The sequence below is a fragment of the uncultured Devosia sp. genome, from assembly GCF_913055165.1.
In the GTDB taxonomy this organism is placed as follows: Bacteria; Pseudomonadota; Alphaproteobacteria; order Rhizobiales; family Devosiaceae; genus Devosia.
In genome coordinates this window covers 49,158-64,653 of sequence record NZ_CAJXJS010000008.1, presented here as the reverse complement: position 1 = coordinate 64,653, position 15,496 = coordinate 49,158, and the positions used below count along the sequence as shown (strand labels likewise).

At 62.4% G+C, this 15,496-nt stretch carries 13 protein-coding genes; 3 read left to right on the top strand and 10 right to left on the bottom strand.

Annotation, left to right across the window (positions count from 1 at the left end):
- Positions 1-38: 38 nt before the first annotated feature.
- The 7 genes from tdh to QZ564_RS04750 form a co-directional block, all read right to left on the bottom strand.
- Positions 39-1,073: an L-threonine 3-dehydrogenase gene (gene tdh, locus QZ564_RS04780; protein WP_297105469.1), complete on the bottom strand. Its 1,035-nt coding sequence runs from the start codon at positions 1,071-1,073 to the stop codon at positions 39-41.
- Positions 1,073-2,260, bottom strand: coding sequence for a glycine C-acetyltransferase (locus tag QZ564_RS04775; RefSeq protein WP_297105467.1), 1,188 nt, complete (start codon positions 2,258-2,260; stop codon positions 1,073-1,075). The genes tdh and QZ564_RS04775 overlap by 1 nt, the downstream gene beginning before the upstream one ends.
- Positions 2,261-2,451: 191 nt before the next feature.
- A complete protein-coding gene (thrC, locus tag QZ564_RS04770) occupies positions 2,452-3,879 on the bottom strand; it encodes a threonine synthase (RefSeq protein WP_297105464.1) in 1,428 nt (475 codons plus the stop codon).
- A gap of 93 nt (positions 3,880-3,972) precedes the next feature.
- A complete protein-coding gene (locus QZ564_RS04765; protein ID WP_297105461.1) occupies positions 3,973-4,851 on the bottom strand; it encodes an ABC transporter permease in 879 nt (292 codons plus the stop codon).
- A 23-nt stretch (positions 4,852-4,874) separates the two neighbouring features.
- Positions 4,875-5,825, bottom strand: a complete 951-nt coding sequence (locus QZ564_RS04760) for an ABC transporter permease (RefSeq protein WP_297105452.1) — start codon at positions 5,823-5,825, stop codon at positions 4,875-4,877.
- A gap of 67 nt (positions 5,826-5,892) precedes the next feature.
- Complete coding sequence (locus tag QZ564_RS04755; RefSeq protein WP_297105438.1) at positions 5,893-7,563, bottom strand: peptide ABC transporter substrate-binding protein; 1,671 nt, start codon at positions 7,561-7,563, stop codon at positions 5,893-5,895.
- Positions 7,560-9,257, bottom strand: a complete 1,698-nt coding sequence (locus QZ564_RS04750; RefSeq protein ID WP_297105550.1) for an ABC transporter ATP-binding protein — start codon at positions 9,255-9,257, stop codon at positions 7,560-7,562. The genes QZ564_RS04755 and QZ564_RS04750 overlap by 4 nt, the downstream gene beginning before the upstream one ends.
- A gap of 513 nt (positions 9,258-9,770) precedes the next feature.
- Between QZ564_RS04750 and QZ564_RS04745 the strand changes: the two genes are divergently transcribed.
- The gene (locus tag QZ564_RS04745) at positions 9,771-11,096 is read left to right on the top strand and encodes an FAD-binding oxidoreductase (RefSeq protein WP_297105435.1); all 1,326 of its coding nucleotides are present in this window, start codon (positions 9,771-9,773) and stop codon (positions 11,094-11,096) included.
- A gap of 197 nt (positions 11,097-11,293) precedes the next feature.
- Positions 11,294-11,770 carry an Lrp/AsnC family transcriptional regulator gene (locus QZ564_RS04740; protein WP_297105432.1) on the top strand — a complete coding sequence of 159 codons (477 nt, stop codon included), beginning with the start codon at positions 11,294-11,296 and terminating at the stop codon, positions 11,768-11,770.
- Between the two features lie 66 nt (positions 11,771-11,836).
- On the opposite strand, the gene QZ564_RS04735 is transcribed toward QZ564_RS04740, so the two are convergent.
- Genes QZ564_RS04735 through argE form a run of 3 tightly spaced genes read right to left on the bottom strand, consistent with a single transcriptional unit; the run spans position 11,837 to position 14,274 of the window.
- Entirely contained in the window at positions 11,837-12,193 is a 357-nt protein-coding gene (locus QZ564_RS04735; RefSeq protein WP_297105430.1) for a cupin domain-containing protein, read from the bottom strand.
- A 14-nt stretch (positions 12,194-12,207) separates the two neighbouring features.
- Entirely contained in the window at positions 12,208-13,131 is a 924-nt protein-coding gene (locus QZ564_RS04730) for a glyoxylate/hydroxypyruvate reductase A (protein WP_297105427.1), read from the bottom strand.
- Positions 13,132-13,149: 18 nt separating this feature from the next.
- Positions 13,150-14,274 (bottom strand): acetylornithine deacetylase, encoded by a 1,125-nt coding sequence (gene argE, locus QZ564_RS04725; RefSeq protein ID WP_297105424.1) that lies wholly within the window; start codon positions 14,272-14,274, stop codon positions 13,150-13,152.
- Between the two features lie 242 nt (positions 14,275-14,516).
- Between argE and QZ564_RS04720 the strand changes: the two genes are divergently transcribed.
- Entirely contained in the window at positions 14,517-15,395 is an 879-nt protein-coding gene (locus QZ564_RS04720; protein ID WP_297105422.1) for a GNAT family N-acetyltransferase, read from the top strand.
- The last annotated feature ends 101 nt before the right edge of the window (positions 15,396-15,496 follow it).

Sequence of the window (15,496 nt, the reverse complement as noted above, 5' to 3'; positions counted from 1 at the left end):
ATTGCGAGCGCTTCCCAAGCCGACCGGCAGGCCGTGGCCTACCAGTCCATAACCACCTTCGCGGCCTGGCCATTGCGCATGGCGTCGAAGCCGGATTGGTAGTCGTCAATACCTATGCGGTGGGTGATGAGGCCCGTCACGTCCAGCGGTCCCTGCACCAGGGCGATCATCTTGTACCAGGTCTCGAACATTTCGCGCCCATAGATGCCCTTGAGCGTCAGCATCTTGAAGATGACCTTGTTCCAGTCGATCTCGAAACCCGTCGGTGCAATGCCGAGGATGGCGATCTTGCCGCCATTGTTCATGACATCGATCATGTCCTGGAAGGCCGGCGCGGAGCCGGACATTTCCAGCCCCACGTCAAAGCCCTCGGTCATGCCCACCTGCTGCATCACCTCGGAGAGCTTTTCTCGCGAGGCATCGACCACATGGTGGATGCCGAGCTTGCGCGCTAGCTCAAGCCGGGTGGGATTAATGTCGGTGATGACGACCTTTCGCGCGCCAACCGCCAGCGCCACCAGAGCTCCCATGATGCCAATCGGTCCGGCTCCCGTCACCAGCACGTCTTCGCCGATCAGGTCGAAGGACAGGGCAGTGTGGACGGCATTGCCGAGGGGATCGAAGATAGCTGCTACTTCGTCCGGGATGCTGTCCGGTATGGGCACGACATTGTGCTGTGGCAGCGACAGGAACTCGGCGAACGAGCCGGGCCGGTGCACGCCGACGCCCAGCGTATTGCGGCACAGATGCCCCCTGCCCGCGCGGCAATTGCGGCAGTGGCCGCACACGATATGGCCCTCGCCCGAAACGCGCTGGCCGACGCGGTATTCGGTGACGGCGCTGCCGACATCGGCGATCTCGCCGACGAATTCATGGCCCGTCACCAGCGGCACCGGCACGGTCTTTTGCGCCCACTGGTCCCAGTTGTAGATGTGGACATCCGTGCCACAGATCGCGCTCTTCTTGACCTTGATCAGCACGTCATTCGGCCCGATCTCGGGCACCGGAACCCGCTCCATCCAGATGCCGGGTTCGGCCTTGGCCTTGACCAGTGCGCGCATCATGTTCGACATCAGGAAATCACTCCGAGTTCGCGACCGACGTCGCCAAAGGCCGCAATGGCCCGATCAATGTCATCGGCCGAGTGGGCGGCCGACATCTGTGTTCGGATGCGGGCCTGGCCCTTGGGGACCACCGGGAACGAGAAGCCGATGACATAGATGCCGCGATCGAGCAGCCTGTCGGCCATCTGCGAGGCCAGCGCGGCGTCGCCGATCATCACCGGGATGATCGGGTGGTCAGCACCGGCCAAGGTGAAACCCAGCTTCTCCATGCCCGCGCGGAACCGGGCGGCATTGTCCTGCAGCGTGCGCCGCAAACCGCCACCCTCTTCGATCAGGTCCAGCACTCTGAGAGTCGCCCCGGCAATCGCCGGCATCAGCGTGTTGGAAAAGAGGTAGGGGCGCGAGCGCTGGCGCAGCCATTCGACCACAGCGCCGCTGGCGGCGGTATAGCCGCCCGAGGCACCACCGAGGGCTTTGCCGAGCGTGCCGGTGATAATGTCCACGCGGCCTTCCACGCCGCAATACTCCGGCGTACCGCGGCCATGCTCGCCGATGAAGCCGACGGCGTGACTGTCGTCCACCATCACCATGGCGTCGTACTTGTCCGCGAGATCGCAAATGCCCTGTAGGTTGGCGATCACCCCATCCATCGAGAAAACGCCGTCGGTCGCGATCAGGCGGAAGCGCGCATCCGAGGCCTCCTTGAGCCGCGCCTCGAGCTCGGCCATGTCATTGTTGGCATAGCGGTAACGCCTGGCCTTGGAGAGCCTGATGCCATCGATGATTGAGGCATGGTTGAGCGCGTCGGAAATGACCGCGTCCTCCTCGCCCAGCAAGGTCTCAAACAGGCCGCCATTGGCATCGAAGCAGGACGAATAGAGGATGGTGTCCTCCATCCCGAGAAAGCGCGACAGCCGCGCTTCGAGCTGCTTGTGCTCCTCCTGGGTGCCGCAGATGAATCGCACCGAAGCCATGCCATAGCCATAGCGATCCAGCGCCGCCTTGGCCGCCTCGCGCAAATCCTCCGAATCGGCCAGGCCCAGATAATTGTTGGCGCAGAAATTCAGCACGCGGCGGTCGCCGACTTCGATCTGAGCAGACTGGGTCGAGTGAATGACGCGCTCTTGCTTGTAGAGGCCATCCTGCTCGATCTGGGACAAGAGTCCACGCAAGTGGCTATCCAGTGTCCGGCTCATGCTCTTCTCACTTCCGATGTGTTCTGGTGCACATGGGCACGCATCAATCCCTCTTTCCGAACAGTGCGCAAGAGGCGCTCGAAATGCGCGGGATCACGCGCATTGAGCAGGACGTTTTGTTTCGCCGCGCCTTGCTTTCAGCAAACGCTATGTAGACGGCCATGGGTTGGCTCCGATGCCGGCGGTTGCGATCAGCAGGCTTCTGCCTTCAAGGCCTGGGCGACATAGGCTCGCACGGCGGCCGTGTCAGCGGGAAGCACCTTGAACCGCTTGGGCAAGTGCTCGAGCCCGTCGAACCGGGCGGGGCGCGGTGGCTCCTGGCCGACAGCCTCCCGGATAGTCTCGGCGAATTTGATGGGCAACGCCGTTTCGAGAACGATCATCGGCGTTTGAGGCACGGCATGCGCCTTTGCTACCTTGACGGCATCTGCAGTATGCGGGTCGATCAGCGCATCGTAGCGCTCCCAGCACTCCCGAATGGTCGCCAGGCGATCGGCATGCGTGCTACGCCCACTCCGGAAGCCGTACCGTTCCGCGGCTTGGGCGAAGACCGAATCGCCGCCCAAATCGAACGAGCCATACTGGCTGAGCCGGTCGGTCATCAGCATGCGGGTCCGGTCAGCATCGCGGCCAAGCAGGTCGAACAGGAAGCGCTCGAGATTGGAAGCCTTTGAGATGTCCATGGACGGGCTCGAGGTCTCGAACGTGTCGTCGCGGCCGCGCACGCGATAAAGCCCGGTGCGGAAGAATTCGTCCAGAACGTCATTCTCGTTGGTGGCCACCACGAGGCGGGAAATCGGCAGGCCCATCATGCGCGCCACATGACCGGCGCAGACATTGCCGAAATTGCCCGACGGCACGGTGAAGTCCACCGAAGTGCCATTGTCAGGGGCAACCCGGAAATAGGACCAGAAGTAATAGACGACCTGTGCCACCAGCCGGGCCCAGTTGATCGAATTGACCGCGCCCACGCGATGGTTCCGCTTGAACGCAGCGTCTCCGGCAATGGCCTTGACGATATCTTGGCAGTCGTCGAAGACGCCCTCGACGGCAATATTGTGGATGTTGTCGTCGTGGAGGCTGAACATCTGCGCCTGCTGGAACGCGCTCATGCGCCCATGCGGCGACATCATGAAGACGCGGATACCCTTCTTGCCGCGCATCGCATATTCGGCAGCACTGCCGGTATCGCCGCTTGTGGCGCCGACGATGTTAAGCTCCTCACCCCGGCAGCCCAGCTCATACTCGAGCAGGTTGCCGAGCAACTGCATTGCCATGTCCTTGAAGGCCAGGGTCGGGCCGTTCGAGAGCCCGGCGATGTGCAAGCCGGACGACAGGGCACGCACCGGGACAATGGCCTCGGACCCGAACACTTCGAGTGTATAGGTTCGGGCGCAAATCGCCATGAGATCGGCAGCGGGAATGTCGTCGGCGTAGAGCGAGACGATTTCAAAGGCCAGCTCGGCATAGCTGAGCTCGCGCCAGCGCGCCAATGTCTCCGCATTCACCTGGGGATAGGTCTCGGGCATGTAGAGACCCCCATCCGGCGCCAGTCCCTCGACGAGGACCTGACAAAAGGTCTCTCGGTTTTGGTGCCCGCGGGTGGAGATGCAGCGCATGGTATCTCGTCGTCTTGCGATTGTCGGGACCGCAGGTCCAGGTGCCTTGTGCTTGGGCCAATTGCGATGGGCAGGTCGTGCCTGCCAATCAAGTCAGGAATGCCCGTCCCTCACGTCGAGCGCGTCGCGTAGTCCGTCGCCGATGAAGTTGAAGCTGGTGACAGCGATCGTGATGGCCACGCCCGGAACAATCGCCAGCCAGGGCGCGCTCCCCAGATATTGCTGGGCACCGTGGAGCATGTTGCCCCAGCTGGGCAACGGCGGCTGAATGCCATAGCCGAGGAAGCTGATATAGGCTTCGAGCAGGATGGCACGGGCAACCGTCAGGGTCGCGGCGACAATGATCGGGCCCATGGCATTGGGCAGGATCTCGCGGAACATGATGTGCGCCCCGCTCAGGCCAAGCATGCGGCCGGCCTGGACAAATTCGCGCTCCCTCAGCGAGCGCACTTCCGCGTCCACTATGCGGGCCACCTCCATCCAGCTGGTGATGGCAATGATGACCGTGACCATGATGGGGCTGGGCTTGAGCGCTGCCGCCAGGGCCAGCAACAGGAAGATCGACGGGAAGGCAAGAAAGCCATCAACCAGCCGCATCAGCGCAGCCCCCAGCCAGCCCCCGCGATAGCCGGAAATCACGCCCACGATGGTCCCGACAAAGGTCGACAGCAGCATAGCCGAAAAACCGACCAGAAGTGAAATCCGGCCTGCCTCGAATAGGCGCGCCGCCACATCACGGCCCAGCGGATCGGCACCGAGGATGTGACCTCCGGTCATTGGCGGCGCGAAGCGGGCTCTGAGATCAATATAGAGCGAGTCATAGGGCAGCAGGTAGGGCGCCACGATACAGGCCAGCGTCAGCGCGACGATCATGGCAACGCCCAGGAGAGCCAGGTTATGCCTCATAAACTTACGAGCCGCGCGGCTGTGCCACCAGCGGGTAGAGCCTTGATATTGAGCAATGGCAGTCATGTCGCTGTCTCCTCTTGGGGTGGTCACGCCAGACGGATGCGCGGGTCGACGATCGCGATGATGAAGTCGGCGATCAGGTTGCCCAGAATGACGAGAATAGCCGAGAACATCAGCAGGCCCATCACCACGGGGTAGTCGCTGTAACCCAGGCTATCGAGGAACAGGCGCCCCATGCCCGGCCAGGTGAAGACGGTTTCAGTCACGAGGGCGCCGGTCAGCACACTCGGGAGCTGCATCCCGGCCAGGGTAATCATGGGCAGGAGCGCATTGCCGACGACGTGCTTGATCAGCACGCGGCGCTCGCTCAGACCCTTGGCGCGGGCGGTCTTGACGAAGTCCTGATTGATGGCCTCGAGCGTCGCCGAGCGCATATAGCGGCTCCAGATAGCGATATGAACCAGGGCCAGCACGATGGACGGCATGACGAGGTGGTGCAGCACGTCGAGAACTGAACCATCGCCGATCGTGTACATGTTGCCAGCCGGGAACCAGCTCAGCCTGAGCGAGAACACGTAGATGCCTATGAGGCCGAACCAAAAGGTCGGAATGGACAGGGCCACCATGGCCCCGATCGTCGCCGTGTAGTCGAATACCGAATAGCGGTGGGTGGCGCCGCGAATGCCAATCCAGGTGCCAATGGCGATGGCCACAGCGGTCGAGCTGCCCATCAGCAGCAGCGTTGCCACGATATGGCGGCCGATCACGTTAAGAACTGGCGCACCATCGCGGAAGGAATGGCCCCAGTCGCCCTGCAGCAGACCACCAGCCCACTCGAAATACTGCACCCAGATCGGCCGGTTCAACCCGAGCTGCTCAGTGAGCCGGGCCATATCGTCCTGAGTCATACCGGGATCGAGACCATATTGGGCAAGTGGTCCACCGGGTATAAGGTTGAGAACACCAAAGCCGATGATGGAGACGATCACGAGCAGCACGAGGCTTTGCGAAAGGCGATTGATCAGGAAGCTGCGCATTGTCTCCTCCGTAAATTTGCGAAAAGCGGTTGCCGCCACCCGAACCAGCCGGGCGGCGGCTACCGGATCAGGCCTGCCAGTACCAGGCAGCGGCGTTCCAGGATTCAGTGCGCGTATTGGCGTTGGACACAAAGCCGGCAATGCCGCTCTTCTGTCCTACGATCGACACATTCTGGAAAAGCGGCAGGTAGGGCAGGTCATTGCGGACCAGTTCCTGCACGCGGAAGTAGATTTCGCGGCGGGCTTCGGGGTCGTAGGTCCGGGCACCCTCCTCCAGCAACGCATCCACCTCGGCATTGGCATATTGGGCGTTGTTGGAACCGCGACCGCCCTTGGCATTGGAGGAACCGGAATGGAGACGGTTCGTCACGTCCGGATCGGCGCCGATCACCCAGGTGCTACCCACGATGACCGAGTCGAACTGGGATTGCTGCCAGAAGTCACCCCACATGACCGCCGACGGCAGGTTCTCGATCGCCATCTCGATGCCGATGCTGCCGAAGGTCTGCTGCAGGAACTGCTGGACCTGCTCGCGGAGCGGATCGCCCGAAGTGGTCGAGTTGGTGAACGCCAGACGGACGCCGTCCTTGGCGCGCACGCCATCCGCACCCGGCAGCCAGCCGGCTTCATCAAGGATCTGCGCGGCGCGTTCGAGGTTGTACTCCTGCACCGGCAGGTTCGGATTGTAGTAGTACGACTGCCGCGGCATGAAGGTCTCGGTCGGCGTCGGCACGTTGTAATAGAGGCTTTCGATAATGGCCTTGCGGTCGATGGCGGCGAACAGAGCCTGGCGCACTGCCAGATCCTGAAACTGGGGGCGGCCCAGATTGAGGTAGAAGGACTCAAACGAGGACTTGGGAACCATCGTGATGGTCCGATCCGGCAGCTTGAGGGCATCCTGGTATCGGTCGGGCGTGATATACACCTGACCGGTCAAGTCCACATCGCCGCTCTCAAACTGGCTGTAGAAGACCGTGAGATCTGGGATGTACTTGAATACCAGCTGTTCGATATAGGGCCCCTCGCCGAAATAGTCCGGATTGGCCACCAGCTCGAGGTGATCGCCCGGGACGCGCTGCCCCCACTTGAAGGCACCGGTGCCGATCGGCGCCTGGGCAAAAGCGGTGGCATTGGGATCGGCCTCGCCTTCCAGCACGTGCTTGGGCACGATGAAAGTCTCGGTCAGGAAGGACATGTAGGGCGCAAAGGGCTCTTCCATGCGCCAGGTGATCTCAGTGGGAGACACGACGGTAAGGTCGCGCACCTGCGAGTGGCCGGTCGTGCGCCAGGCCCGGAAGTCCGGGTTCACGATCAGTTCGAGGGTGAACTTGACGTCTTCGGCCGTAAACGGGGTGCCGTCATGCCATTTGACGTCGTCGCGCAGGCGAACGCGCCAGTTGAGGCCGTCTTCGGAAATGCCGCCATTTTCGAGGCTGGGCACTTCAGTGGCCAGATTGGGGACAATGACGCCCTCGGGGGTAATGCGGAACAGTGCATCGAAGATCGAGAAGTGCACACCGTCATCGACCTCAATCTTGGCCATCAACGGGTGGAAGACAGTTGGCTCCTGCGACAGGCCAACAATGACGCGACCTGTGGGGGCGCTGGGCGGTGTCTGGGCAAAGGCGGGCTTGCCCAGCAAATGCGGGGCGGTGAGGCCCAGGACGCCGCCGGCGGCAAGCAGTCGCATCGCATCGCGCCGCGAATAACTCGCAGCTTTCGTCGTGATCTTGGTCATGATTTTCTCCCTTTCGGCGTTCCCGCCACGGCTGAGCTGTCGAGCACGTCCGGCACAGCCAGGTCCGGACGCTCCCCCGGGATCGCCGCCACCAGCTCACGGGTGTAAGCCGACTGCGGCGATAGGAATATCTGGGACGGCGGCCCGTATTCGACGATCCGTCCCTTCTGCATCACCACGATCTCGTCGCAGATCTGGCTGGCGACGCGCAGGTCGTGGGTGATGAACAGCATCGATACGCCGGTTTCCCGCTGGATCTGATCCAGCAGTTGGAGGATCTGCGCCTGGATGGACACATCCAGCGCCGAGACTGCCTCGTCGGCGATCAATAGCTTGGGCTTGAACATCAGCGCCCTGGCGATGCCGATGCGCTGGCGTTGGCCACCGGAAAACTCATGCGGGTAGCGGTCGAAGGCACCAGCATCGAGGCCGACATGGGCCAGGAGGGCCTTAGCCTCATCGCGAGCCCGGCTATAGGGCGTTCCATGTGCCACCGGCCCCACGGTCAGGATATGGCCGATGGTCGAGCGTGGATTGAGAGAAGCGAACGGATCCTGGAAGATCATCTGGATGCTTGGGCGCAAGGCGCGGAATTCAGGCTCCCGCAGCCCGGCGATGTCTCGGCCTTCGAACAAAATTTTACCGCTATCGCTGTCGAGCAGCTTGATCAGCAGGCGGCCCAGCGAGGTCTTTCCCGAACCGCTTTCGCCCACCACGCCGAGCGTGCGGCCCGGTGCGACCTCAAACGAAATATCGTTCACCGCCGGCACGACGCGCTTCTTGCCGAAAAGCACGCCGCCGCTGCGATAGGTCTTGACCAGGTTCTCCACCTTGAGAACCGGTGCCGTGGCCTTTTCAGTGCGCGAGCGATCCTCGCCCGTGAGGTGGGGAACTGCCGCCAACAGGCGGCGCGTATAGGGGTGGCTGGGAGATTTCAGCACCTGATCGGCATCACCCTGCTCGACGATCTTGCCCTTTTCCATGACCACGACGTCGTCAGCGATTTCGGCCACCACGCCGAAGTCATGGGTGATGAACATCACGCTCATCCCTTTGCGGCGCTGGATGTCCCGAATGAGCTTGAGGATCTGCGCCTGGGTAGTCACGTCTAGAGCCGTGGTCGGCTCATCGGCAATGAGGATGGCCGGCTCCAAAGCCAGGGCCATGGCGATCATGACGCGCTGGCGCTGGCCGCCGGACAGCCGGAATGGATATTGGTGATACATGAGTTGCGGGTCGGGCAGACCGACCTCGGTGAGCAGCTCGACGGCACGGGCGCGCCGAGACTGCTTGGTACCGACGCCATGTGCCAGCAGCACCTCGGTGATCTGCTCACCCACCGTCATCAGGGGGTTCAATGCCGATAGCGGGTCCTGAAAGATCATCGAGACCACCCGCCCGCGCACGCTGCGCAGTTGTTCGGCCGGCATCCCCACGATGCCCATGCCTTCGAGATGGATCGTCCCGGATGTGATCTTAATCGGATTGGGCAGAAAGCCCATCAAGGCATTGGCCGTAACCGACTTGCCTGAGCCGGACTCGCCGATGATGCAGAGTATCTTTCCGCGTTCGAGCTGGAACGAGACACCTTCGACGGCGTAGGGCCGCTCCATTCCGGGAGGAAGGCTTATCGTGAGATCGTGCACGGAAAGCGCCAGGTCCTGGGGCGATGCCGTCTCGGTGGTCACGGTCATGGTGCTGTTCTCCCGCCGCGTACTGGGATCAAATTGCGGCCCGGCGCGCCGTCGGCTCATGCCCAAGGCCGGGCTGGGAAACATAGTCGCATCGTCCATCGGGGGGCTCCAAGACATTGTTCCCTAACTCCGGTTCGGTCCCTGGCTCCTGCGAGCGACGCCGACCTGTTGCCGTCTTTTGCAAGACCCCCAATCCTCGTCAGGTGGACGCCTCGAAGTTTAGACAGTGTCCTCCCCACAGCCCCCGCAGATTCTCCGAAAGTGCGTCGTCAGGCAGCACGACATGCTAAATCTGCCGAGCCAGACAGCGATTCGTCCTGCACCGCCGCCAGTGGGTATAAACCGCGCGCGCCGGGTGCCGATGTTCCGGAGACTCTTTCATCCCCTTCACTCGGACAGCACATCCTGCTGCGCGGTAGCTCCTTGGCCGCAAAAGATTCCGCAGAGTGCCGATCAGCCATGGCACGCGGCAAAAGACGGCGCGCTAGAATGTATGGAACAAAGGAGTTCTTCATGCCCGCGCCCCTGCTTCACATCGAATCCAGTGCCGATTTGCCCGGGGAGGCCGACGCCGTCGTCATCGGTGGCGGCGTCGTGGGCGTGTTCACCGCCTATTACCTGTCGCGCCGGGGCGTACGAGTTGCCCTGCTCGAAAAGGGGCGCGTCGCCGCCGAGCAGTCGAGCCGAAACTGGGGCTGGTGCCGTCAGCAGAACCGCGATGCCCGCGAGCTGCCAATGGCTACCAAGAGCCTCCAATTGTGGGAGAATGTCGCCAAGGAGACCGGCGAAGATACCGGCTTCCGGCGTTGTGGCCTACTTTACCTTTCCGATGATGAAAGCCAGTTGGCCGGATGGGCAAAGTGGCGAGACTTCGCGCGCACCGCCGGGGTCACCACACATATGCTCAGCGCTCAGGAGGCCAGTGAGCGAGGCAAGGCCACCGGGCGCAAGTGGAAAGGCGGCGTCTTCTCGCCCACCGACGGAACAGCCGATCCCTCGCGTGCGGTGCCGGTTGCGGCACGCGGCATCATGGCCGCAGGCGGTACGGTGCATCAGTTCTGTGCCGCCCGCGGCATCGAGCTCAGTGCGGGCCGGGTCAGCGGGGTGGTGACTGAAAAAGGCACGATCAAGACCAGGACCGTGGTTATGGCGGGTGGGGCCTGGGCCTCGTCCTTCTGTCACCAACTGGGCATCCGGTTTCCGCAAGCCTCCGTACGCTCCTCTATCCTGGCGGTCGCGCCAGGCCTCTCGGCCATGCCCCCTGCCCTTGCCGCGCCTGATGTTGCCATCACGCGGCGGGGCAATGGCGGCTACACGCTGGCCATAAGCGGTCGCGCGCGCGTAGACCCGACGCCTCAGCAGTTCCGGTTTGGACGGGAATTCTTGCCCATGTTTGCCCGCCGCTGGCGTAGTCTCTCCCCCGGAGGGCTGGAGGGATGGCGACAGGGACACGAAACCTTGAAGAAATGGTCGCTCGACGACATTACGCCGATGGAGCAAAACCGTATCCTCGACCCAGGGCCGGACATGGCACAGATACGCCTGACCTACGAGCGTGCCTGCGAACTGATCCCGGAGATTCGAAACCTCTCCATTACCGATTCCTGGGCCGGTTATATTGACAGTACGCCCGATGGTATTCCGGTAATCGGCGAGGTCGAGAGCATTCCCGGCTTCATCCTTGCGGCTGGCTTCAGTGGCCATGGCTTTGCCATCGGACCCGGTGCCGGGCACCTGATTGCCGACATCATCACCGGAAAGGCCCCCATCGTCGATCCAGCCCAATTCCGCCCTGAGCGCCTGAAAACAGCGGCCTGGGGCAAGGTCGCCGAGTTCTAGCGGTCACCCTGGAAGTCGTGAATTGGCATGGGCGCTAATAGGACCGGCTATAGGATGCGAGTGTGGAGCCTTTGTGAGCGGCAGTGGATCCTCAGGGTGGAAACATTCCGCCGCGAGACGATATACTGGACGGCCACGCCGATGCATGACCAACTGTGCATGATGCGCCGCGTCGCGTTCTTGGAATGGATACTGTTATGAAGCTCGATAGGATCGACATCAGGATTCTGGCGGAACTCCAGAAGAATGGACGGATCTCCAATGTCGAGCTGGCCGAACTGGTCAACCTGTCGCCCAGCCCATGCCTGATGCGGGTCAAGAAGCTGCAGTCGGAAGGTTTCATCACCGGCTACAGCGCGCAGATCGACGTGGCCAAGCTGGGACAGACCTTGACGGTGTTCACGGAAATCACCCTGCGCAATCACCGTCCCATCGACTTTTCGCGGTTCCTGACGACGATCGAAAAGATCGATGCGGTCGTCGAGTGTCACCTGGTCTCGGGGGGATACGACTACCTGGTGAAATTCGTCACGGCCGGGATCAGCGAATACCAAGCAATCATCGAGCGGCTGATCGAGCTCGATATCGGGATCGACAAGTACTTCACCTTCGTGGTCCTGAAGTCCCCGATAGTGAAATCCCACGTGCCTCTGGACAGTATCTTCACGGCCTGACCCCCGCCGCCAAAGCACTGCAGGGTCCGGCAGCAGGTAAAGGCCGCCGGACGCGCCCAACTGAACCTATTCGTAGACGCAGACGAAGATCTTGCGGACCGTTTCGATGGTCCGCCAGACACCCACAAAGCCGGGCTTCATCACGAAGCTATCGCCGGCGCGATAGGTGCGGGTCTCGCCGCCCTGCTCCTCGATTTCGATCACGCCCGAGAGGATGTGGCAGAACTCATACATCGTCCCCTTGCGCGAATGCGTCACGCCGGGCGTGGCTTCCCACACCCCGGTGCGCACCTTGTCGCCCTTGTCGGCATCCTGCGGCCAGGACTTGAAGGCCGGATCGCCGGAGATCAGGCGATCCGCTTCGGGCTTGGACTGGACGGGTTCGAAGTCGGGATTGTGCTCGATGGTCTTGATAAGGGACATAGTGGCCTTCCTTGCTAATAGCCAAGTGCGCGATCGACCAGGCCGATCGGTTCCTCCCCGGCGCGGTGACGCCGGATGTTGTCCACCACGGCCCGCGCCGCACTGAGCGGCTGCGTGACCGAGGCAATATGGGGCGTGATCAGCACCTGTGGGTGCGACCAGAAAGGGTGATCGGACGGCAACGGTTCCGGGTCGGTCACATCGAGCATGGCCGCCGAAATCTGCCCCGAATTCAGCGCCGCGAGCAGCGCCTGCTGGTCGAGCTGAGGCCCTCGACCCACATGTAGCAATTGCGCTCCCCGCGGCAGGGCGGCGAAGAGATCGGCATTGAGGAGGCCGCGCGTCTCCCGCGTCAGCGGCAAGAGACAAATCAGGATGTCCGTCTGGGCGAGAAAGGCGGGCAACGCGGCCGCGCCATCAAAGCACTCGATCCCTTCGATCTGCTTGGGGCCGCGGCTCCACCCGGCAATCGGGAAGCCGAAGGGTTTGAGGCGTTCGATGGCCGCCTTGGCCAACACGCCCAGGCCCAGGAAGCCCAAGCGACGCTGGCTGGCCTGATACGCCGGGAGGGGCTTCCAGATCCCGTTCTGCTGCTGCGTCCGGTAGGTAGGCAATTGCCGATGCAGCGCCAGCACGCCGAGCGCAACGTATTCCTCCATCATGCGGATGATGCCCTCTTCGACCATGCGTACGAGCTTGACGCCCTCAGGAAGGCCGTCCCAGTCGAACTGGTCGACGCCGGCGCCGATCGAGAACAGCATCTCGAGGTTGCGGTAGCGCGAAAGGACCGCGGGCACAGTCCAGGTGATGAGGTACCGTACCGCTTCCGCATCGATCGCGTCGGAAGGCATGACGAACGGCAGATCCGGCAATTCGCGCGCGAACACCTCACGAAAGACCGCAGCGCGGGCGGCATCCGAGTTGAACAGGAATGTCATCGAGACCCCTCTTTTGCGCTACGCGGCCAGCTTGGCGCCAAGATCCTCGATCAGGGCCTGGCAGGCGGCGAGTTCGGCTGTTTCGATGTATTCGTCGGGCTTGTGGGCACGCCCAATGTCGCCGGGACCGCAGATGATCGCTTCGATACCGGCCTGCTGGTAAAGCCCCGCCTCGGTGCCGTAGCTGACAGCCGGCAGCACTGGCTTGTCCGTCAGCTCCGACAGCAGCGACGCCAGGGCGCTGTCCCTGGAAAGCGACAGGCCCGGATAAGTGGTCAACTCATGCCAGGCAACCTCATAGCCGCTGTCGCGGAGCGCAAGGAGCGCATTCTTCACGGGCTCGAGAAGGGCCGTCGGACTGGCACCGGGTATGGCGCGCAGCTCGATCTCGGCGATGCAACGATCAGGAATGATGTTGACCGATTGCCCGCCCTGGATCACGCCTATCTGTACGGTCGAGCAAGGCGGCTCGAAATCGGGGTCCACAGGCCCGCCTTCTAGCTCACCGCTGTATTCAATGATCTGCGCAACGATGCCCGCCATGGCATGGATGGCATTTAGCCCCAGATCCGGACGCGAGGAGTGACCTGACCGGCCAGTTACCTCCAGACGCGCGGCGGCCTTGCCCTTGTGGGCGCGCACCGCCTGCATACGGCTCGGTTCACCGATGATGGCACCCAGCGGCGCATCGCATAGGCCGGGCAACGCCGCGAGGAGGTGTGGCACACCCCTGCAGCCAGCCTCCTCGTCATAGGAAAATGCGAGATGGATCGGGTTCTGCAAATCCTGCCCGGCGAGCTTGGGCAGGGCCGCCAGCGCGCAGGCCAGAAACCCCTTCATGTCGCTGGTTCCGCGGCCGAACAGCTTGCTTCCATCACGGCGCAGCGCAAATGGGTCGCTCGTCCAGCCATCTTCCCGCGCCGGAACCACATCCATATGGCCGGAGAGGACATAGCCCTTGCCTCGAGCCGGGCCGATAGTCGCGAGCAGATTGGACCGATCGCCTTCGGGTCCGATGAGAACCGAAACGGAGGCGCCGTAAGAACGGCAATAGTCGGCGATCCAGTCAACAATGGCATGGTTCGGCATGCCGACAACAGTCGGGAATGCCACCAGCTGGGCGAGAATCTCCTCAACGCGCATCAGGCCACGCCGCCTTGCATAAATTGTAGAATGCCGACAGCATGGCGGGCGGAACACAGCGTTCCCTGCCGAATGGGACGTCGGTTCAGACGAAGATACCGAATTGCCAGAGGAAACCGGTCATTCCTGCTGGCCTACCTGCGGCATCCTGATGCAATAGCGAGATGCAACGCTGCAATGTCCGGTGGGTGTCACAATCTGCTGCTGGAACGGAACCTGCGGCGAGAGAGCGGATGAATTGAATGCAAGAATCGGTGCGCCTGAAGTCCTTTGAGCTGGTTGCGCGAGACATTGCCGGTGTCGATCCACATCTGCTGCATGCACTGACCATTTCTGTAGGCTGGCCACACCGGCCTAAGGATTGGGAATTGCTGATCCGAGCCGGTCAGGGCATTGCCGCCGTGGACGGCATTGGTCGGGTCTTCGGCACCGCCATGTGGTTTCCTCATGGCGACGACTTCGCCACCATCGGTTTGGTGATCACCTCCCCCCGCACCCAGGCGCAAGGTGGCGGTCGCTGGCTGATGAGCCACGTGCTTGAACGGTGCCATGGACGAGACTTGGCGCTCAACGCAACCCGCGCCGCGCACGGGCTCTACCTTTCGCTCGGCTTTGTCGACGAAGCCTCGGTGCATATGCGCCAAGGCGAACTGGTGCGGGACGTTCCGGCACTGCCGCCAGTAAATGGCGAACTGAGCCCTCTCAGTGCTGACCGCCTCGCAGAAGTCTTGCCACTTGACAGCCAGGCCTTCGGCCGAAGCCGAGAACGGCTGCTGACCATGCTGTCGGAGAACGCCTCGATTTGCGTGCTTCGACGTGAAGGCAAGGTGGTCGGGTATTCGATGAGGCGTGATTTCGGACGCGGCCATGTTATCGGCCCGGTAGCGGCGAGCAATGCCGACGACGCACTTCATCTCACGGCGGCACACATGGAGAGCCTCAAGGGTCAGTTTGTCCGCGTCGATACGCGAGAAGCCAGCGGCCCCTATGCGACGTTTCTCGAGCAATGCGGCCTCACCATTGCCGAGGTGGTGACGACCATGTCCAAAGGTCGGCGGTTCCTTAACCGCCAACCGGACCAACCCCTTTTCTATGGACTTGCAGGTCACGCGCTGAGTTGATGCCGAAGCGCCGGAGCCTCATAGGCACGGCCCCCAACGCGCCAACTTGCCGATGCCCATTGGTATCGACCAAGTTGCCGCCAAGGGGGCCATTGCTGCAG